The following is a 20247-nucleotide window of genomic DNA, read 5'->3' as shown; positions in this document are numbered from 1 at the left end:
AGGGTAACGCATGGCGTTTGATGCTGATGAAGAGATTTTGCAGGACTTCCTGGTAGAAGCCGGCGAAATCCTCGAAAAGCTGTCAGAGCAGTTGGTAGATCTTGAGCAACATCCTGACGACAGTGATCTGCTCAACGCCATCTTCCGTGGCTTTCACACCGTTAAAGGCGGCGCGGGCTTCCTTCAGCTTGAAGCTCTGGTGAATTGCTGCCATTCCGCCGAGAACGTTTTTGACATCCTGCGCAATCACAAGCGCAAGGTGGACTCCGAACTGATGGACGTGGTCCTGGAAGCCCTGGACAACGTCAATGCCATGTTTGAGCAGGTCCGTAATCACGAGGAGCTGACGCCGGCCCCGGACGAACTGATTGCACGCCTGGATGCCCTGGCCCAGCCGGAAGGCGAGAGGGCACCGGCCGCTGCCACTCAACCTGAGCACGGGGAGAGTGAACCGGCAGAAGACGGTGGCGACATCACCGATGACGAATTCGAACAGCTCCTGGATGCTTTGCAGGACGAAAAATCCGAGGAGACTCCATTGGCTTCAGGCGCCGGGTCCGCCGCCGGCGACCAGGAAAGCTCCGGGGACGATGAAATTACTGACGACGAATTCGAGGCGCTGCTGGACCAGCTGCACGGAAAAGGGCAGTTTGCCGGCGCCCCGGAGGGCGAAGAAGAAACCGTCAGCAAAGAGGAAAAACCGGCCGCCAAGTCAGAGAGCGGCAGCGATGATCTGATCACCGACGACGAATTCGAGAAATTGCTGGACGACCTTCACGGCAAGGGCGGAAGTCCGACAGCCGGGGGAGAGCCCTCAGCTTCCGGACAGCCCTCCGCTCCGAAAGAGCCGGCCAAGCCGAAAGCAGAGGCGTCCAAGCCCGAGAAATCGAAGCCAGCGGATAAGCCGGAAACCAAAGGCGCTGCCGCACCGGCCATGCCCGCCCGCGAGCATGCTCCCGCGGCGGAAACGACGGTGCGTGTCGACACCAAGCGCCTTGACGACATCATGAATATGGTGGGCGAACTGGTGCTGGTGCGTAATCGTCTGCAGCGTCTGGGCAACGAAAGCGAAGACGAACACATGCACAAGGCGGTGTCCAACCTGGATGTGGTCACCACCGATCTCCAGTCTGCCGTGATGCAGACCCGTATGCAGCCGATCAAGAAGGTGTTTGGTCGTTTCCCCCGGGTGGTCCGTGATCTGGCCAGGAACCTCAAGAAAGAGGTCAACCTGGTGATGCATGGTGAAGACACCGACCTGGACAAGAATCTGGTCGAAGCGCTGTCCGATCCGCTGGTTCACCTGGTCCGGAATTCGGTCGATCACGGGATCGAAGCCCCGGAGGTGCGCGAGAAAGCAGGCAAGCCCCGGCAGGGTACCGTGACCCTGTCTGCCGAGCAGGAGGGGGATCACATCCTGCTGTTCATCGAGGATGACGGCGCCGGTATGGACCCGGAAGTGCTGCGCCGGAAGGCAGTTGAAAAGGGGATTTACGACCAGGATGCCGCGGATCGCCTGACCAATTCCGAGTGCTTCAACCTGATTTTTGCGGCCGGATTTTCCACCAAAGACCAGATTTCGGATGTCTCCGGTCGTGGTGTCGGCATGGATGTGGTTAAAACCAAGATCGGCCAGCTCAATGGCCAGTTGAGCATCGAATCGGAACTGGGCAAGGGTTCCCGGATTGTCATCAAGGTTCCGTTGACGCTGGCCATCATGCCCACCCTGATGATCATGCTCGGGGACCAGTCGTTCGCACTGCCGCTGGTCAATGTGGTCGAGATCTTCCACCTGGACCTGACCAAGACCAACATCGTCGACGGCCGTGAGTGCATTGTGGTTCGGGAAAAGGTATTCCCGCTGTTTCATATCAAACGCTGGCTGGTTCGTGGCGGTGCTTCCCAGGAGGTGCCTGAAAACGCCCATGTGGTCATCGTGGCCATGGGTACCAAACAGGTCGGTTTTGTTGTCGACCAGCTGGTCGGACAGGAAGAGGTGGTGATCAAGCCCCTCGGGCGTGCCCTTCAGGGTACGCCGGGAATGGCCGGCGCCACCATCACTGGCGACGGCCGGATTGCGCTGATTATTGATGTACCAAGCCTGTTGCAACACTACGGCTGAGCCGGGACTTCAGGTGACTGTGGCCAGAGAAGGCCGGAGAACGATGGATTGGGTAGGAGAAGTGGATGACAGTTTCTGTCCTGGTCGTTGACGATTCAGGGTTTTTTCGCAAACGGCTGACGGAAATCCTGACCAGCTCCGGCCAGATCAAGGTGGTTGGTGCGGCTACCAACGGTCGGGAAGGCGTGGAGCTGGCTGAAAAACTGCGTCCAGACGTAATCACCATGGATTACGAGATGCCGGTGATGGATGGCATCTCCGCCGTGCGCGAAATCATGCGCAAGCATCCGACTCCGGTGCTCATGTTCTCTTCCCTAACCTACGAGGGCGCTCGGGTGACCCTCGACGCGCTCGAGGCGGGTGCCGTTGATTTCCTGCCCAAGAATTTTGAAGAAATTGCCCGGGACAACAGCCAGCTCCAGAAAATCCTGATCGATCGAATTCTTGACGTGGCTGGCAGCCGCCCCGGCAACCGGCCTGCTGCTCCGGCCCGTCCTGAGCCGTCGGCGCCCGCTTCCCGGGCACCAGGCACAACGGCGCGTCCTCGTCCGGACATCACGCCGCGCCAGCGCCCGGACACACACAGCCCTGCAGCCCCGACCAGTTCCCCGAGTGACGCCGAAGCGCCGAGGCGCCATGCCCGGCGAGGCGCCGCCAAGCATTACGCGGTGGTTGGTATTGGTACTTCGACGGGCGGACCAGTTGCCCTGCAACGAGTGCTGACGGCGTTACCCGCCACTTTCCCGGCACCCATCGTACTGGTACAGCATATGCCGGCCAGTTTTACGCCGGCTTTCGCTGAACGCCTGAACAAGCTTTGCCGGATTGAAGTGCGGCAAGCGCAGGATGGCGATGTGTTGCGGCCCGGCCTTGCTTTGCTGGCACCCGGTGGCAAACAGATGATGGTCGAGAATCGGGGCGGTCAGGCCAGGATCCGTATCCTGCCGGGCGACGAGCGGCTCAATTACAAGCCCTGTGTGGACGTAACCTTCGGTTCCCTGGCCAGGAGTTTTCCGGGTAAGACGCTGGGTGTCATTCTTACCGGCATGGGCTCGGACGGCAAAGAAGGTTGCCGGATGATGAAACAGAGCGGGTCCGACATCTGGTCCCAGGATGAAAAGTCGTCGGTTATCTATGGCATGCCCATGGCCGTTGCCAAGGCAGGGCTGACCGATGATGTTCTGTCGCTGGACGAAATCGGGCCACGCCTGGTCGAAGGTGTCTGCTGATGGATATCCTGAGTCTCCTCGGGGTCATACTGGCCTTTGCCGCCATACTCGGCGGTAATCTGCTCGAGGGCGGGGCCGTTAGCTCCCTGTTCAACGGGCCAGCAGCCATTATCGTCATTGGGGGTACCTTGGCGGCGACCATCCTGCAGACCTCCTGGCCCATGCTCAAACGGGCCTTTACCCAGGTGCGCTGGGTATTCGTTCCGCCGTTCATCAATCTGGAAGATGGTATCGGCAAGGTGATCGACTGGAGTGTCAAGGCCCGGAAGCAGGGCCTGCTGGGCCTTGAAGGTCTTGCCGAGCGCGAGCCTGAACCCTTTGCCCGCAAGGGTTTGCAACTGCTGGTGGACGGGGCGGAAACTGAGACCATCCGAGGCATCATGGAGGTGGACCTGGAGTCCCGTGAGCAGCGTGATCTGGAGTCTGCCAAGGTATTCGAGGCCATGGGCGGTTACTCGCCGACCATCGGCATCATCGGGGCTGTGATGGGTTTGATCCAGGTGATGACGAACCTGGAGGATCCACAGTCCCTGGGCAGCGGGATCGCGACCGCCTTTGTGGCCACCATCTACGGTGTGGCCCTGGCCAACCTGCTGTTCTTCCCGGTCGCAAACAAGATGCGCGGTATCGTGCGAGAACGTACCCGATACGAGGACATGATGATCGACGGCATCATTGCCATCGCCGAGGGTGAAAACCCGAAATCCATCGAATTGCGGCTGCGGGGCTTCCTGCAGTAAGCATGCGCAGGCCAACTTATGCGGCGCCGTAGGCAACCCCAGGATGATCTGCACAACAAGGAGCGGTGGCTGATTTCCTATGCGGATTTCATCACGCTGTTGTTCGCCTTTTTTGTGGTGATGTATTCGGTATCGTCCGTCAACGAAGGCAAGTACAAAGTCCTGTCGGAAACCCTGACCGGTGTGTTTAATGCGCCCCAGAGGTCCTTTCAGCCCATTGAGATTGGCGATCAGCCGCAAAGATCACTGAATGCGCCTGCAGAGAATGTCATTCCGCCAGCAGTGACCGAAGCCCCCCGTAATCCGGAGATGGACGCCCAGGCCCGAACGGAAGCGCTGCGGGCCATGGCCGACCAGCTGTCGATGGAATTTGATGAGCTGATCAACCAGGGGGTGGTATCACTGGAGACCAGTGACGAGTGGCTGGAGTTGAATCTGCCCAACAGTCTGTTGTTTGGCAGCGGCGACGCAGAGCCCCATTACGACGCATTTGATGTTGTCGAGAAGATCGCCACCGTCCTGAATAACAGGGACAACGCGGTCAAAGTGGAAGGCTTCACCGATAACCAGCCGATCAGTACCTCCCGCTATCCCTCCAACTGGGAATTGTCTGCGGCCCGGGCGGCGTCGATGGTACGGATGTTGGTGATGGAGGGCATCGAGCCGGAGCGTCTGGCGGCCGTGGGCTATGGCCAGTATCAGCCGGTTGCCCGGAATGACACAGAAGAGGGGCGGCGCAGAAACCGGCGGGTGGTTTTGCTGATTTCCCGCGACGCCAGTATCCGCGGTGCCATGCGCTGAACAGCTCGTCGGCAGATGCGTATAGAGCCATTGGCACGGTTCCTGTATTAATCCCCGTTAACAAAAGGCGCCGGCAAGAGCTTGCCGGAATTCCCCTGTGCAATTCGTTCAAGTTGCCCGGGGAATGGCCGATAACCGGGACGGTGGCCAATGGTGATTGCCGGCCACACCGATGTGTTCTCTGGAGAATCAAAGCGTGCGAATCTGGGCAGTAGCCAATCAAAAAGGTGGTGTCGGTAAAACCACGAGTGTTGTTGCGTTGGGCGGCTTGCTTGCCGAGCGTGGCAAGCGTGTTCTCGTTGTGGATCTCGACCCCCATGGCTCGCTTACCAGCTGGTTCGGATACGACCCGGACACCATTGCCCACAGCGTTTTCGATCTGTTCCAGCACCAGGGCAAGGTGCCCGAGGGACTTCCGGCCCAGCTGATTACCGAAACCAGTTGCAAGGGGCTGTCCCTGCTGCCAGCCAGTGCGGCGCTGGCCACACTTGAGCGCCGGATGATCGGCGTTGAGGGCATGGGGCTTATCATATCCCGAGCCCTGGCTCAGCTCTGGGATGACTTCGATTATGTCCTGCTGGATAACACCCCCTCGCTTGGGGTCCTGATGGTGAACGCCCTGGCGGCGGCACAGCACCTGATTATTCCCGTACAAACCGAATTTCTGGCCATCAAGGGCCTGGAACGCATGCTGCATACCCTGAAGATGATCATGCGTTCCCAGAAAAACGAGCTGTCCTACACCATTGTGCCCACCCTGTACGACCGGCGTACCCAGGCATCGGTGAAGAGCCTGAACCTCCTGCGAAAGACCTATCGTGAGTCCCTGTGGCAGTTTGCCATTCCCGTGGACACCAAGTTCCGGGATGCCAGCCAGGGCGGTATTACTCCCTCTGCACTGGATGCGGAAACCCACGGTGTCCGGGCCTACAGCCATCTGCTGGACGATCTCATGTCCCGGGTGGGCACGGTGAAGGAGCGTCAGCATGGCTGACGATAAATTGACAAGGCTGGCAGACCCGGAAACCGCCATAGCCAGTTACCTTGACGAACTGCTGCACACGGCCACTGACACTGCGCTCCGCGAGGAAGTCGAGGCGCCTGAACCGGTGAAGCCGGCACCCCAGAAGCCTCAGGTAGCAACCCGACCAAGCCCGGCCCCGGTAACAACCGTCGAAAAACCGGCGGCAATGCCCGAACCGGCCAGACCGGACCCGGAGAAGCCTGCAGAACCGGGGCGGCCATTGGTGCGTAAGGCGCCGGAAGCGCCTGTGCCGAAGCCAAAAGTGGAGGCTCGGCCAGAGCCAGAGCCAGAGCCGGCTGCGCCACCCTCCCGTCCGGAATGGTCAGAGCAGCCTTTCGAGTGCCTGATATTCACGGTTGCCGGGCTCCAGCTGGCGGTGCCACTGATTCTGCTCGGTGCCATTCACCGTATTGAGGAAGAGATTCGGCCGATTCCTGGCAGTCCACGCTGGTATATGGGCATTCGCCCTGATCGGGACCAGAACCTGCGGGTGGTGGATTCCGCCGAATGGATAATGGCGGGGCGGGTGCCGCCTGGTGCCCGAGACAACTACCGGTTCGTGATCCGGCTTGATAACAGCGACTGGGGGCTGGCCTGTGATGACGTGGCCCAATCCTTTACGCTCCGGCCGGACGAGGTTCGATGGCGGACTGCCCGCAGCAAGCGTCCCTGGCTGGCCGGGACGGTGATTGACCAGATGTGCGCGTTGATAGACGTGCGTACCATGGCTGACTTGCTGGTGCGGGCGGAAAGAGAACACCATCTGGATCTTAGCTGACGCAAACAACGGTTACTGAATGAAACCGAGCCGTGCTGGCACGGTTTGTGCCCTTAACTATAGTATTGGGCACTGATGATATTTTTTTGACGATCAGGTTGCCCGCCGGGCAGCCCAAGAGGAGAAACATCGCTATGGCATCCCCGAGCGGACAAACCAATCAGGCCCAGGACGATCAGGTACTGCAGTACGTTACCTTCCGGCTGGATGATGAGACCTACGGTCTGAATGTCATGCAGATTCAGGAAGTGCTGAGATACACGGAGATTGCTCCGGTTCCGGGCGCTCCGGATTATGTGCTCGGCATCATCAACCTTCGGGGTAACGTGGTTACGGTCATCGACACCCGCCGGCGCTTTGGCCTGGCGGATGCGGAAGTAACCGATGCCACCCGGATTGTGGTGATGGAATCCGCCAATCAGGTAATGGGTATTCTGGTGGATTCCGTGGCCGAGGTGGTGTACCTGAAAGCCAGCGAAATTGAGACCGCACCGAACGTGGGTAACGAGGAAAGTGCCAAGTTTATCCAGGGCGTGTGCAACAAGGATGGCGAACTGATCATTCTGGTCGAGTTCGACAAGATGCTGTCAGACCACGAGTGGGCTGAAATCGCGGCACTGTAATCCGGGGCAACCCGTTACGGGCCTGAAGATGGATGCCTTCCGTGGCAATTAACGGGAGACATCCGTCATGTTTGCAGAAATTCCTTCGTATCTTCCCTGGGCGCTGACTGTTGCCGCCTTGTCTCTGGTTTTCGTTCAGGGCCTGGTGCTCGGACGCCAGGTGCGCAGCCTGAGAGCAACCCTGAAAGAACGCTGCGACACTCTTGGCCGGGAACTGCATGCCACCACCAGTGGCAGCATGGGGGTAGGGCAGCGGCTGGTAGCCTGTGAACGCCAACTGCACGAACTGCGGACCACGCTTGATGAAATGCGTCAGAACGATCCGCTGCGCATCTCCTACGATGAAGCCTCAAGACTGGTTGATCTCGGCGCCGATATCGACGATCTTATGAACACGTGCGGAATTTCCCGTCCCGAGGCCGAGCTGGTGTCAGCACTCAGAAAACGTCAGGCGGCCTGATACCATGCCGTTACGGACGCTGCTGAATGAAGAGAGTTTATCCGAGGGCCCTTGAGGCCCTCCGATCTGTATCCCGCCATGATTTTGTTTCCGGTTCTGATCTGGTTCCCTCGATAACCGGCCACTCCATTCCCCGCGAAGAAACCGTCAGTCATATCCTTTCCCTGCTTCCGGAGATTGAACCGGATCAGGTCGTGATGCATGTGGGCGGTGGCTCCGGCTATCTCGCCGCCGTGCTATCAGGCCTCGCCCATCGCGTGATCTACCTGGAGAAAAATGCCGTTGTCGCGGAAGCGGCCAGGGAGCGTTTCTTCCGGCTGGGTATGCACAACGTGGATGTTCTGGTCGCCAGTGCGGAAGAAGCACCGGAGCCCGATCCGCTATGCGATCTTGTACTGTGCACCACGTTCATCACAGAGCGCCGTGTTCTGGCCCGGTTGGTGCGGCAAGGAGGGCACCTGGTCTGCCTGGAGGGTCGCGCGGGACCTGTTCCGAGCCTCGCCATGTTTGTGCGTCGTGACGCGGGACTGGAGCGGGTGAGGACCCTGGGTTGGGTCGATTTCAATCGTAATGTGGAACAGATCCTCATCGATCAGGGCCTTGTGGATGACAAGATCCTGGCCGAGGCAAAGGCAGAAGCTGCGAAGCAGAATTGCCGCCTGCTTGAAGTTCTCCGGCGCAAACTGAATCTTGAAGAGATCGATCTCTATCGTTCTCTTGCCCGGCAGCGCGGAATGACCTTCACCGACGCGGACGAGATTCTGCCCGACCTCCACCCGGCACTTTTTCGGCGATTCTCCCGTACATTCCTCGACCTTTCCCGTCTGGTTCCAATTGCCGAGGAAGATGGCCGGATCACGGTTGTGACCGATGATCCGGATGCGCGCACGGATCAGCTCGAACGGCTGAGCCCCAATCAGGTGGTTGATTGCCTGTTGGTGACACCGACGGATTTTCGCCGCCTCTGGTCGGCGCTGGATCTGACCGCAAAGGGCCGGAGTTTTGCAGCGGATCACGGGCCTGGCCAGGAGCCGCAGGCCAATTCGACCGGCGGCACCGATCAGTTGCTGGGCAACGATCCGAAAAACAAGCACGTCAGTCCTTACCTGGTGTCTGTCTACGAAGCGATCTTGCTGGATGCTGTGAGCGAAAAAGCCAGCGACATCCATATTGAGCAATACAGTGAACGGATTCGCATTCGCCTGCGGGTGGATGGTGATCTCCATGATCTGCCCCAGTACCAGTTGTCGCCCCGGGAGATCAAAGGGGTGATTAACGTGATCAAGCTGCGGGCGGAACTGAACATCGCCGAGCATCGACTGCCCCAGGGTGGGCGATCCCGGCTTCAGCTTGGCGATATGGCCTACGACCTGCGTATCCAGACCCAGCCCTCCCTGCATGGCGAGCATGCGATTATCCGGCTGTTGCCGCAGACCGGCCGCGCCATGACCATCGCCGAGCTTGGCATGTCACCGCTGATCGGGGCCCGCTATCAGCGACTGCTGGACAACCCGGCGGGGCTGGTACTGGTGGTGGGGCCGACCGGCTCCGGCAAGTCCACAACCCTGTATGCCGGCCTGCAGACCCTGGCCGATGATGGCCGCCGGAAAGTGATTACGGTGGAAGATCCCATCGAGTACTCCATCGATAACATCCAGCAAACCCGGGTGCGGTCGGAGATTGGTTTTGGTTTCGCCGACGCCATGAGAGCGTTTGTCCGGGAAGATCCGGATGTGATTCTGGTGGGCGAGATTCGCGACCAGGAAACCGCACTGGAAGCAATCCGGGCTTCCCAGACCGGGCACGTGGTTTTGTCTACTTTACACTGCAACGACGCGGTGGATTCACTGCAACGTCTCTACGATCTGGGCGTCCACCCCAATTCCATTGCCGGTGAGCTGCTTGCCGTCATTGCCCAGCGCCTGGCCAAGCGTATCTGCAAGCATTGTCGTCAGCCCGCAGAGCCGGATCCGGTGATTCTGTCCGAGGTGTTTCCGGATGGCCCGCCCGCAGATTTCCGCTGTTTCGAAGGCGCCGGCTGCGATAAATGCAACGGTCGGGGTACCCAGGGTCGAGTGGCAATTGTCGAGTACATGGAAGTCGATTCGGACATCCGGAACGCCATTTCCAGCCAACCTCCCATTGGGGAGCTGCGCTGGCGAGCTCTTGATGCCGGCCTGGTGACGATGCGGGACAGCGCTCTGGATCATGTGATTGAAGGCATTATTCCGCTTTCCGAACTGCCGCGGATTCTCCCTAGGGAGCGCATGGCACCGGAAGTTCGTGGCGGCCGCAGGAGTCAGGAATGAGCAACAAGCAATCTGTTAACAAGGCGGCCCAGCGGGAGCCCGTGGAGGCGGTCTACTCTGCCGAGCTGGACAAGCTCAGGAGTATGGATCATGGCCCGGTGCCTCCCGGCTGGTTGATGTCACCACGGGCGGTGGAAAAGTTCGTGATGGGGGATGAGAAACTCGGCATTGAACGGAAATTCGTTGCCGACCGTGCCATGGTGGTCCGGATCATCATTTCCCTGTGCACCAGCCGCGGTTGCCTGCTGGTCGGCGAACCGGGGACGGCCAAATCCTGGTTGTCGGAATTGCTGGCTGCCGCCATTTCGGGCAGCTCTACGCTGACCCTTCAGGGCGGGGCGGTGAACAGTGTGGGACAACTGCTGTACAGCTGGAACGAGGCGGTTTTGCATACCGAGGGCCCGTGTTTGAAAGCGCTGGTACCCAGCCCGTTGTTGCGGGGGATGATGGAGGGGCGAATGGTGCGGTTTGAAGAAATCGCCCGCTGCCCACAGGCGCTGCAGGATGCGCTGCTCTCCGTTCTGTCCGACAGGGTCGCGGTGATTCCCGAGCTGGCGGGTGACGACGGTGTGGTGCTGGCGCGGGAAGGCTTCAACGTCATCGCTACCTCCAACAGTATCGATGAGGGTGTCCATCGGATGAGTGCCGCGCTGAAGCGGCGGATGGACTTTGAAGAAATCCGGCCGATCCGAAATCTGGCCGACGAGATGGGCGTGGTGCTTCGCGAAGTCAACAGGGCTAACCGCCGAGCTGGCATCGAGGTGGAGCTTGATGAGGCGGTGATCGAGATTCTGGTGACCATGTTTCACGAGCTGCGCAATGGCCAGACTCTGGACGGTCGCAGTACCGACCGGCTTGCCGGCTCAGCGCTGTCCACGGCGGAAGCCGTTTCCGTTGCCCATGCGGCCAGCCTCAATGCCTGGTACTACGGTGGCGGCAGTATCACGGTTGAACAGTTGATGCACCACATCATCGGCTCAGCCCTCAAGGACCAGCCTGAGGATCGGCGCCGGTTGCGCCATTACTTTGAAACCACCGTAGCACCCAGGCGCGGCGATAACTGGCAGCAGGCCTGGGCGTTGCGCTCACTGATTCATTGAGTCACCTGATGGCGTGCCCGGTTTGCGGTCTTCGGGAGTCAGCCCCCGAATGTGGAAGGCAAACGCCAGGATTTCCGCAATCACCCGGTACAGCGACTCGGGAATCTCTTCGTTCAGTGACAGGCGGGCCAGAATGCTGGCCAGCTCCGCATTTTCATAAAGGGGAACATTGTGTTCCCGGGCGATGCGGATGATCTCCTCCGCCAGCTCGTGGGTGCCGGTGGCGCTGATGGTCGGCGCTTTCTCGCCATCGTACTTGAGCGCAACGGCGGCTCTGCTTTGCTGTTCTGTTCCTGATGTCATGCCCGGGTATCCACCAATCTGTGTTCGAGTCGGGTAACGCTGCTCTGGGGTGTGCCGCGGCGGCAATCCAGGTCTGTCACTTCCAGGCCCAGATCGGTCAGGCTCTGTCGCAACGCGGGAAGCTCCTGGTTCACCTGGCGCAGGGTTGTCTGTTTTTCTGCCCAGACCCGGGCGCTCACTGCCTGTTGTCGAAGGGCAACATCGAAATGCAGGGGGCCAGCCTCATCCAGATCCATGGTCAGTGAAAGCCGCCACTCGGCTGTGGCGGTTTTCGCGGATCTGGTTTCCGATTCCCTGTCTTCGGGATATTGTTCGATCCGGACCTGCGCCAGCCTGGGCTCGTTCTGTGGTGTCAGCCATGGCAGGTCGAGCACGAGGGTAGAGGCAGGTGCGGCCCCTGCTGCATCGCCGCCGCCACGGGCAGTGAGTACCTGGCTGTGCAACTGGTTGACGGTGATCCGGTTGAGCATTCCGGCCAACAGGCGGAGCATCTGCCCTACGCTGGGCGCTTCGCCACTGCCGGGGGGCTGGGGTGTGGCCAGTGGTTGCGGAAATTGCAGTGGCGCCTGCATGAGCTCTGGCGTCGAGATAGGTGTCAGCCGGTTGAAGTGTTCCGGTGTGCTGCCCTGTTGGGCAAGCAAGGCGGTGATCACTCTACCCAGCGCCAGCTTGAGATCGGGCAACTGGGCAGAGGGTGTCTGGGCCAAGCGTGATTCGGCGAACAGGCCACTTTCCGAAAGCCATTGCCGGACCTGTTGCGATGTCGTGTCCTGGCTGCCAGAACCGGGAGTCAGACTGTTCCCCGAAGGCAGCCTCGCCACCATTTGTTCAATAGCCTGCCTGGCGGCCTCCGGCAGAGGTTGGGGGCCTCGCGATGAGGGCAGTTGGCCCGGTAGCGGGTCTTGCCGGAGGCCTTGTGTGAGAGTGCCCAGCAGCCTTGCCAGTCCACCATCCAGGGTTTGCTGCCAGGGCAGTCGCTGGGCCAGCGCCCGGGCGATACCGGCCTCGGGTGCGGGTGCCAGTTTGCCCATCAACTGCAGCTCATTGCCGGCCCGCATCACTTTTACCCAGTCACCGGTTGCCAGTTCAGTCTTGCCGACGGCCGCCTGAACCAGAAGAGACTTGCCGCGAATGTCCAGTAACAGGTCCGCGCTGTTACCGCCCTGACGGTTGATGATCTCGGCCACCCGGGCCAGGGTGGTTTCCCGGTTCGTCAGCTGCAGCTGGTCGAGCAGTTGCCGTGCTGATGCAGCCACGGGCTCGCGGCCCGGTTCGGTTGTGACTGAAGGCCGGGGCGTCTGCGTTGCAGGCTGGGCTGGAGGTGTCGGGGGCTGTTGTCCGTTGGGTAGTTTCATCGTCACTGATTTGATGTTGGACAAGAGTAATCCGCGGGCGCTTTCGTTATAATACGCCGCGCCGGCAGGTCATGCGCGAACAATGTTCATGGCCGCCGCTGTCACGAATGCACCCGATGCCGTCTTCACGCGCATCGTCCTGGTTACGGGGCCCTGATGTCTGAGCCGTTATTACAGGCTGTCGATCTGCAGTGCGAGCGGGATGAACGGATCCTGTTCCGTGACCTGTCGTTCTCCATACTGCCCGGTACGGTCACCCGTGTCGAGGGGCCGAACGGCTCCGGCAAGACCACGCTGCTGCGAATGCTGGCCGGCCTGAACGACGCCTGGTCCGGCAATCTGCTCTGGTGCGGCAAGTCCAGGTCTGCCCAGCGGGAAGAATTCCTCCGCAATACCCTGTATCTTGGCCACCGGCCGGGCATCAAGCCATTGCTGACACCGATTGAGAACCTCCGGGCACTGACGGCAGGGCGGCGGCCGCTGCCAGATTCGGTTCTGCGGCAGGCGCTTGAGGGTACCGGATTGGCCGGGTTCCAGGATGTGCCCTGTCGCAAGCTTTCGGCGGGGCAGCAAAGACGGGTTGCCCTGGCGCGCCTGTTGATTGCCGACGAGCCGCTCTGGCTGCTGGATGAAGTTTTTACCGCCATTGATGCCAGCGGTGTCAGCGCCATTGAAAAGCTGCTTCAACAACGGGCTGCCGAGGGAGGTGCGGTGGTAGTGACGACCCATCACGATCTCAGATTACCCGGTATGCAACGCATTGTGTTGGGCGGAGGGTCGACCGATGAATGCTGATTGCCGGCCGGCACTGACTTTGCGGCAAGATACCGTCGGTGCATTGGCGGCGATGCAGGCTGTGTTTGCCCGGGATATGAAGGTGGCCTTCCGGCAGCGCCAGGATCTGCTCAATCCGCTGTTATTCTTCGTCATGGTCGTAACCCTTTTTCCCCTGGGGGTTAGCCCGGAAGTGTCATTTCTGCGGGAGGCCGGAGCCGGTATCCTGTGGGTAGCGGCGTTGCTATCGGTGTTGTTGTCACTGGACCACCTGTTTCGCCATGATTTTGACGACGGCACGCTCGAGCAACTTGTGCTTCAGCCCCAGCCCCTGTTTCTGCTGGTATTGGCGAAAACGGCGGCGCACTGGGTGTTAACAGGCTTGCCGCTGGTGGTACTAACGCCGGTTTTGGGCGTAATGGTCCATCTTGACGGGAACTCCATCGGAGTTTTGTGTCTAACGCTGCTGATCGGTACACCGGTGCTGAGTCTTATCGGGTCAATCGGCGCGGCGCTGACGCTTGGATTACGGTCGGCAGGGGTGCTCTTGTCCCTGCTGATCATTCCGCTGTACATTCCCGTCCTGATTTTCGGAACAGGTACGGTGGCTTCGGCCGCAGAGGGCGCTCCCGTGGGAGCCTATCTGGCCCTGATGGGCGCGTTTCTGGTGCTGGCACTGACCCTGGCACCCTTTGCATCGGCAGCAGCGCTGCGTATCAGCCTGTCTAACGGGTAAAACAAGGTAACGGTAGGACGGTAACCATCTGATGTGGCAATTTTTTCACAAGCTGGGTTCTCCCAAATGGTTCTTCGGGATTGCAGCCCGGCTGATGCCCTGGCTACTGGCGGGTGGCATCCTGCTGTTGATGGCAGGCATTGTCTGGGGGCTGGCCTTTGCGCCCAAGGATTACCTGCAGGGCAACAGCTACCGCATTATCTTCATCCACGTCCCCACGGCCTTCCTCGCCCAGTCGGTCTACGTGATGATGGCGGTGGCGGCTGTCGTCACCCTGGTCTGGCGAATGAAGCTGGCGGATGTATTCGTCAAGTCGGTCGCACCGGTGGGGCTGGTGCTGACCTTTCTTTCCCTGTTTACCGGCGCGGTCTGGGGTAAGCCCACCTGGGGTACCTGGTGGGTCTGGGATGCCCGGCTGACCTCCATGCTGATTCTGCTGTTCCTGTACGGCGGTGTCATTGCCCTGGACAGGGCGATTAACGACGAAAAATCCGCGGCGCGGGCTGTATCGGTCCTGGTTCTGGTCGGGGTGGTGAATATACCGATTATCCAGTACTCCGTTGAATGGTGGAATACGTTACACCAGCCGTCGACGTTCAAACTGACTGAAAAGCCGTCCATGCCGGCGGAAATGTGGGTACCGCTGCTCCTTTCGGTACTCGGGCTGTACCTGCTGTTCGGCTGGCTGGCCTGTTTGCGTATGCAGACCGAGATCCTTCTGCGCGAGCAGAGAGCGCGCTGGGTTAAAGATTACGTGTTGGCCGGGAGGGGCTGAAGTATGGCATTTGATTCCTTTTCGGCATTTATGGTGATGGAAGGTCACGGGCCCTATGTCTGGGCCTGTTACGCCGTATTTTTCCTGCTGATGATCGGCCTTATGGTATGGTCCCTGCGTCGCCGCAACGCCGCTATTGAGACCTGCCGTCGCGGTTATGAGTTCCAGGCAGGCCGGCAGGACCAGCAGGCCGCATCGGCTTCGGCAGCGTCCTTCACCCGCGTCAAGGTTTCCCAAGACTGAAAGGCAGATATCTGATGCATCCAATCCGAAAAAAGCGGCTGACCATTGTTCTGTTCCTGTTGGTGGGACTGGCCATTGCTGTGGGTTTGACGACTTATGCGCTGCGCCAGAACATCAACCTCTTCTATGACCCCACCCAGATTTCCGCCGGTGAAGCACCGGTGGATGTCAGAATCCGGGCCGGTGGCATGGTCGAGGAGGGCTCTGTTCTGCGTGATCCGGACAGCCTGATGGTTGAGTTCAAGGTGACTGACTTCAACGCGTCTGTGCCGGTTCAATACACCGGTATCCTTCCGGATCTGTTTGCCGAGGGGCAGGGTGTGGTTGCCATGGGCCGACTGGATGAAAACGGTCGCTTTGTGGCCGATCAGGTTCTCGCCAAGCACGATGAAAACTATATGCCGCCGGAAGTCGCGGATGCACTGGAGAAGGCCTCGAAGGGCCAGCATAAAGCCAGTGGCAGTGCGGAAACCGTGTCCTACTAACCGTTTTATCTAACAGCCTGGTTTCTGGAGGCCTTTGATGTATCCCGAACTCGGACAGCTTGCACTGATTCTCGCGCTGTTGTTGGCAGTGCTCCTTTCCGTAGTCCCCCTGGCCGGTTCCTTGACCGGCAGGGACAATCTTCAGGCCTTCGCCAGGCCACTTGCATCCGGCATGTTTGTGTTCGTGGGGCTTGCCTTTGCCGTCCTGACCCATGCCTTTGTAACTGACGATTTTTCGGTGGCCTATGTAGCCAATAACAGCAACAGCCTGTTGCCCTGGTATTACAAGTTCAGCGCTGTATGGGGCGGTCATGAGGGCTCGCTGCTGCTCTGGATACTGATGCTGGCGGGCTGGACATTGGCGGTCGCTATCTTCAGCCGGCGCCTGCCGGCGGTGATGATCTCCCAGGTGCTGTCGGTGCTGGGCATGGTCTGTGTCGGCTTCCTGCTATTTATCGTTATCACCTCCAATCCGTTCGACCGTCTGCTGCCCAATGTGCCCGCCGATGGCGCGGACCTGAACCCTTTGCTCCAGGATTTCGGGCTGATCGTGCATCCGCCGATGCTCTACATGGGCTATGTCGGTTTTGCCGTGGCCTTTGCCTTTGCCATTGCCGCCCTGATCAATGGCCGTCTCGATGCCGCCTGGGCCCGCTGGTCGCGGCCCTGGACCACGGTTGCATGGGCGTTTCTGTCCCTCGGTATTGCCCTGGGGAGCTGGTGGGCCTATTACGAGCTCGGCTGGGGTGGCTGGTGGTTCTGGGACCCGGTCGAGAATGCTTCACTGTTGCCCTGGCTTTCCGGTACCGCCCTGATGCATTCGCTGGCGGTCACCGAAAAACGCGGTGTGTTCAAGAGCTGGACGGTACTGCTGGCCATTGTCACCTTTGCACTCAGCCTGCTCGGCACCTTCCTGGTCCGGTCAGGCGTGCTGACATCGGTTCACGCCTTCGCTTCGGATCCGGAGCGGGGTACCTTCCTGCTGGCCCTGCTGGCAGTGACCGTGATAGCCAGTCTGGCGCTGTATGCGTTCCGGGCACCGGTGGTGCACGTCCGCTCCCGTTATGGCTCTTTGTCCCGGGAAGTGTTCCTGTTGCTCAACAACGTGCTGCTGGTATCCGCCACGCTTCTGGTGGCAGTCGGCACGCTGTATCCGCTGGTTCTTGATTATCTGGAACTGGGCAAGCTGTCGATCGGTGAACCGTTCTTCAACCTGACGTTCAGTCCCCTGGCGGTGGCGACCGGCCTGTTGCTGGGTGCCGGCATCTTCTCCCGCTGGAAGAAAACCGATGGCGGCTGGCTGGCACGAAAGCTTCTGTGGCCCCTGGCAATCAGCATTGTCGCCACCACGGCGGTTCTGATCGGTTACGGCGGCTTCAAGCCCTGGGCGTTCCTCGGTATTTTCTCCGCCATGTGGGTAACGGTTGCCACTTTCTGGGATCTCTGGGACAAGTCCTCTTCCCGAAAGGGCCGCCTGCACGGCCTGAAGCGGCAGTCCCGCAGCTATTACGGCATGGTACTCGGGCATCTGGGTCTGGCCATTACCATGGCGGGCGCTACGGTGGTCTCCAACTACGGCATCGAGCGTGATGTCCGCATGGTACCCGGCGATGTCGCGACCGTCGGCGATTATCAGTTTGTGTTCAGGGATATCGGCGCGCGCCAGGGGCCTAACTTTACGGCTCAGTACGGCACCTTCGATGTCATGTTGGATGGCGAGCGTGTTTCCGTGCTTCATCCCGAGAAGCGCCAGTACTCTGTGGGGATGAGCGTCATGACCGAGGCTGATATCGACGCCGGTCTGTTCCGGGATATCTTCGTGGCCATTGGTGAGCGCATCACCGACGAGGCCTGGGCCATCCGGCTGCAATACAAGCCGCTTGTTCGCTGGCTCTGGCTGGGCTCCCTGTTTATGGCCGCCGGCGGCTTCCTGGCTATCGCTGATCGCCGCTACCGGATCCGGGAGGGAGCTGACAAGAAGGTGCAGGTCGGCACTGCCGCGCCCGAGACAGGTTCTGCGACATCCGCTGGAGCGACCTCATGAAACGGTTTCTGCTGTTTCTGCCGCTGCTGATCGCCCTTGTTGTTGGCGTCGTGCTGTTCGCGGGCATCGGCAAGGATCCGACCAAGCTTGAATCGGCCCTGGTCGGCAAACCGGTTCCTGAATTCAGCCTGAAGGATCTGCACAACCCGGAGACCATGCTGGATCAAAGCCTGTTTCAGGGGCAGGTTACGCTGTTGAATGTCTGGGGCACCTGGTGCCCTGCCTGCAAGGATGAGCACGACGACCTGATGTGGCTTGCCGAGGAGAAAGGCGTCAACATCATTGGTCTGAACTACAAGGACAATCGCGAAGATGCCCTGGTTTGGCTCGACCGTCTGGGTGACCCGTACCGGAAAACCATCTATGACCCACGGGGGACCCTCGGGTTTGACCTGGGGGTTTATGGCGCGCCGGAAACCTTTGTGATTGATGCCGGTGGTGTGGTCCGCTATCGCCACGTGGGTGTCGTGAATGAGACAGTCTGGGAACAGACGTTGCTGCCGGTGATCAACGACGTTCGAGGGAATGGCTGATGGTGCGAATCGTCTGTTTGGTATTGGCTTTGCTTCTCCCGGCCCTGGCGACGGCCGACGTCGCTGATGTCTATGATTTTTCCGATCGGGCCCAGGAGCAGCGCTACCAGAACCTGATCGCGGAACTGCGCTGCCCGAAATGCCAGAACCAGAACATTGCCGACTCCAACGCGCCCATCTCCAAGGACATGAGAGACGTCGTCTACCGGATGATGAAAGACGGTGCCAGTAACGAGGAGATTGTTGAGTCCCTGGTTGGCAGGTTCGGTGAGTTCGTTCGCTACAAGCCGGAGTTTGACAGCCGGACGTTCCTGCTCTGGGCGACACCGGCCATTGCGGTCTTCGGCGGGTTGCTGGTGGTGGCCGGTGTGGTCATCCGCTCCCGGAGGGTGGGGCAGGAGAGCCCGGCGCTGAGTGCCGAGGAGAAAGCCCGGGTCGACAAAATGCTGACAGACGAGGACAAGCCGTCCTAAAGCTGGCTTTGCCCGGGATGTCCTGGCTGCTACCTCATTCTTAATTCTGAACCTGTGACTGATACTCCATGACTGAAACTTTCTGGATTGCCGCAACGGTACTGATCATTCTTGCCCTTTTGTTTGTACTGTACCCGGTCTTTTTTCATCGGCTTGGTGCACGAAAACAGACCGATCTCAAAAACCAGAATCTGATGGCCTACCGCTCCCGGATGAAGGAGCTCGATAGTGAATACGAGGCCGGTATTCTGGACGACGAGAACTACCGCCAGCTCAAGGAAGAGCTCGCCGGGAGCATGCTGGATGATGTCCCCGAGCAGGAACAGGTGAGGCCCGTGATCAGCGGTCGCCGGAGCGCCATGGCAGTGGCGCTGGTGTCGATTCTTCTGATCCCGGCGGCTACCGTTTACCTGTATGAGCGTTGGGGGGCGATGGACCGGGTTGAGCAATTTATCACCATGCAGGAAATGGGCGCCACCGACGGTTCGAGACAGGCCCAGATGATTGAGCTTTCCGGGCAACTGCGAGAGCGGCTGGAGGCCAGCCCGGATAATCCAGAGGGCTGGGCGATGCTCGGGCGCACCTACATGCGCCTGGAGCGCTATGACGACGCGGCCTGGGCATTCCGGCAGCTGGCGGACAGTGTGAATGACGATGACAGGGCAGAAGCCGTTGCCTATGGTCTTTCTGCCCAGGCGCTGTTCTTCGGTAGTCAGGGAGCCATGACGCAAGAGGTTACGGCTGCCATTGAACAGGCCCGTGAGCTCAACCCGGATGAGGTTAATGCCTTGGGCTTGTTGGGCATCAATGCCTTCAGTCAGGAGAATTATCGGGAAGCCATAGAGTACTGGGAGCGAATACAAACCGTTGCGCCAGACCACCCGCAGATTGCGTCCATACAGGAAGGGATTCGTGAAGCCTACACCCGTCTCGGGGAGGAACCGCCGGCCCAGATGGCCGAAGCGCAAGCAGCCGGGGCCGGAGTGACCGTTCGTGTGACTCTTGCCGAGGACTTCCTGGATCAGGTGCCGGCCGATACCACGCTGTTCCTGTTTGCCCGTCAGGCCAATGTTCGGCAGGGGCCACCTCTGGCCGTTGCTCGGTTGACGGCCGATCAGCTGCCGGTGGAAATCCGTCTGGACGACCGGTACGCAATGTCACCACAGGCCACGATTTCCAGTGTTGACGAGGTTGTCGTAACGGCTCGTCTCAGTCGTTCCGGCAGTGTTAGCGCCCAGGCGGGTGACTGGCAGGGCAGCACCGACGGGCCCATAGCTGTTAATGAAAGCCAGGACACGCCGGTATCGGTTGTAATCGATCAGCAGCTGATCGATTAATAC

Annotated in this window: 21 protein-coding genes; 19 read left to right on the top strand and 2 right to left on the bottom strand. The window is 59.8% G+C overall.

Annotation, left to right across the window (positions count from 1 at the left end; genetic code table 11):
- The first annotated feature begins 10 nt into the window (after positions 1 to 10).
- From A8B84_RS01000 to A8B84_RS00955, 10 genes are all read left to right on the top strand, one after another.
- Complete coding sequence (locus A8B84_RS01000) at positions 11 to 2122, top strand: chemotaxis protein CheA (RefSeq protein WP_064228814.1); 2112 nt, start codon at positions 11 to 13, stop codon at positions 2120 to 2122.
- A gap of 65 nt (positions 2123 to 2187) precedes the next feature.
- Positions 2188 to 3351, top strand: coding sequence for a protein-glutamate methylesterase/protein-glutamine glutaminase (locus A8B84_RS00995; RefSeq protein WP_064228815.1), 1164 nt, complete (start codon positions 2188 to 2190; stop codon positions 3349 to 3351).
- Positions 3351 to 4091: a flagellar motor protein gene (locus A8B84_RS00990; RefSeq protein WP_064228816.1), complete on the top strand. Its 741-nt coding sequence runs from the start codon at positions 3351 to 3353 to the stop codon at positions 4089 to 4091. Before A8B84_RS00995 ends, A8B84_RS00990 begins: the two co-directional genes overlap by 1 nt.
- 18 nt (positions 4092 to 4109) lie before the next feature.
- The gene (motD, locus tag A8B84_RS00985; RefSeq protein WP_064228817.1) at positions 4110 to 4892 is read left to right on the top strand and encodes a flagellar motor protein MotD; all 783 of its coding nucleotides are present in this window, start codon (positions 4110 to 4112) and stop codon (positions 4890 to 4892) included.
- A gap of 196 nt (positions 4893 to 5088) precedes the next feature.
- Positions 5089 to 5886: a ParA family protein gene (locus A8B84_RS00980; protein ID WP_064228818.1), complete on the top strand. Its 798-nt coding sequence runs from the start codon at positions 5089 to 5091 to the stop codon at positions 5884 to 5886.
- Positions 5879 to 6694, top strand: a complete 816-nt coding sequence (locus A8B84_RS00975) for a chemotaxis protein CheW (protein ID WP_064228819.1) — start codon at positions 5879 to 5881, stop codon at positions 6692 to 6694. The genes A8B84_RS00980 and A8B84_RS00975 overlap by 8 nt, the downstream gene beginning before the upstream one ends.
- Before the next feature lie 134 nt (positions 6695 to 6828).
- On the top strand, positions 6829 to 7317 hold the full coding sequence (locus A8B84_RS00970) for a chemotaxis protein CheW (protein WP_008173094.1): 489 nt from the start codon (positions 6829 to 6831) through the stop codon (positions 7315 to 7317).
- Between the two features lie 67 nt (positions 7318 to 7384).
- Positions 7385 to 7777: a DUF2802 domain-containing protein gene (locus tag A8B84_RS00965; RefSeq protein ID WP_064228820.1), complete on the top strand. Its 393-nt coding sequence runs from the start codon at positions 7385 to 7387 to the stop codon at positions 7775 to 7777.
- 26 nt (positions 7778 to 7803) lie between these two features.
- Complete coding sequence (locus A8B84_RS00960; protein ID WP_064228821.1) at positions 7804 to 10086, top strand: ATPase, T2SS/T4P/T4SS family; 2283 nt, start codon at positions 7804 to 7806, stop codon at positions 10084 to 10086.
- Positions 10083 to 11186, top strand: a complete 1104-nt coding sequence (locus tag A8B84_RS00955; RefSeq protein WP_064228822.1) for an ATP-binding protein — start codon at positions 10083 to 10085, stop codon at positions 11184 to 11186. The genes A8B84_RS00960 and A8B84_RS00955 overlap by 4 nt, the downstream gene beginning before the upstream one ends.
- Here A8B84_RS00955 and A8B84_RS00950 read toward each other — a convergent pair.
- Together A8B84_RS00950 and A8B84_RS00945 are read right to left on the bottom strand one after the other, a co-directional pair.
- Positions 11172 to 11489 carry an EscU/YscU/HrcU family type III secretion system export apparatus switch protein gene (locus A8B84_RS00950; protein WP_064228823.1) on the bottom strand — a complete coding sequence of 106 codons (318 nt, stop codon included), beginning with the start codon at positions 11487 to 11489 and terminating at the stop codon, positions 11172 to 11174. The two genes, A8B84_RS00955 and A8B84_RS00950, sit on opposite strands and share 15 nt — an antisense overlap.
- On the bottom strand, positions 11486 to 12745 hold the full coding sequence (locus A8B84_RS00945; protein ID WP_227512765.1) for a flagellar hook-length control protein FliK: 1260 nt from the start codon (positions 12743 to 12745) through the stop codon (positions 11486 to 11488). The genes A8B84_RS00950 and A8B84_RS00945 overlap by 4 nt, the downstream gene beginning before the upstream one ends.
- Before the next feature lie 255 nt (positions 12746 to 13000).
- On the opposite strand from A8B84_RS00945, the gene ccmA reads away from it, so the two are divergent.
- The 9 genes from ccmA to ccmI all read left to right on the top strand — a co-directional run bounded on the left by ccmA (position 13001) and on the right by ccmI (position 20244).
- Positions 13001 to 13639: a cytochrome c biogenesis heme-transporting ATPase CcmA gene (gene ccmA, locus A8B84_RS00940; RefSeq protein ID WP_064228824.1), complete on the top strand. Its 639-nt coding sequence runs from the start codon at positions 13001 to 13003 to the stop codon at positions 13637 to 13639.
- Positions 13629 to 14354, top strand: a complete 726-nt coding sequence (gene ccmB, locus A8B84_RS00935; RefSeq protein WP_064228825.1) for a heme exporter protein CcmB — start codon at positions 13629 to 13631, stop codon at positions 14352 to 14354. Before ccmA ends, ccmB begins: the two co-directional genes overlap by 11 nt.
- Before the next feature lie 31 nt (positions 14355 to 14385).
- A complete protein-coding gene (gene ccmC, locus A8B84_RS00930; RefSeq protein WP_064228826.1) occupies positions 14386 to 15129 on the top strand; it encodes a heme ABC transporter permease CcmC in 744 nt (247 codons plus the stop codon).
- Positions 15130 to 15132: 3 nt separating this feature from the next.
- Complete coding sequence (gene ccmD / locus A8B84_RS00925; protein ID WP_064228827.1) at positions 15133 to 15372, top strand: heme exporter protein CcmD; 240 nt, start codon at positions 15133 to 15135, stop codon at positions 15370 to 15372.
- 14 nt (positions 15373 to 15386) lie between these two features.
- Positions 15387 to 15857 (top strand): cytochrome c maturation protein CcmE, encoded by a 471-nt coding sequence (gene ccmE / locus A8B84_RS00920; RefSeq protein WP_064228828.1) that lies wholly within the window; start codon positions 15387 to 15389, stop codon positions 15855 to 15857.
- A gap of 37 nt (positions 15858 to 15894) precedes the next feature.
- A complete protein-coding gene (locus A8B84_RS00915) occupies positions 15895 to 17901 on the top strand; it encodes a heme lyase CcmF/NrfE family subunit (RefSeq protein WP_064228829.1) in 2007 nt (668 codons plus the stop codon).
- Positions 17898 to 18434 carry a DsbE family thiol:disulfide interchange protein gene (locus A8B84_RS00910; protein WP_064228830.1) on the top strand — a complete coding sequence of 179 codons (537 nt, stop codon included), beginning with the start codon at positions 17898 to 17900 and terminating at the stop codon, positions 18432 to 18434. Before A8B84_RS00915 ends, A8B84_RS00910 begins: the two co-directional genes overlap by 4 nt.
- Positions 18434 to 18907 carry a cytochrome c-type biogenesis protein gene (locus tag A8B84_RS00905; protein WP_064228831.1) on the top strand — a complete coding sequence of 158 codons (474 nt, stop codon included), beginning with the start codon at positions 18434 to 18436 and terminating at the stop codon, positions 18905 to 18907. Before A8B84_RS00910 ends, A8B84_RS00905 begins: the two co-directional genes overlap by 1 nt.
- A gap of 68 nt (positions 18908 to 18975) precedes the next feature.
- Positions 18976 to 20244: a c-type cytochrome biogenesis protein CcmI gene (ccmI, locus tag A8B84_RS00900; RefSeq protein WP_064228832.1), complete on the top strand. Its 1269-nt coding sequence runs from the start codon at positions 18976 to 18978 to the stop codon at positions 20242 to 20244.
- The last annotated feature ends 3 nt before the right edge of the window (positions 20245 to 20247 follow it).

Origin of the sequence: Marinobacter sp. EhC06 (genome assembly GCF_001650915.1) — a bacterium.
Taxonomy (GTDB): domain Bacteria; phylum Pseudomonadota; class Gammaproteobacteria; order Pseudomonadales; family Oleiphilaceae; genus Marinobacter.
The sequence above is the reverse complement of the archived record's forward strand: the minus strand, read 5'-3'. Positions and strand labels throughout refer to the sequence as shown.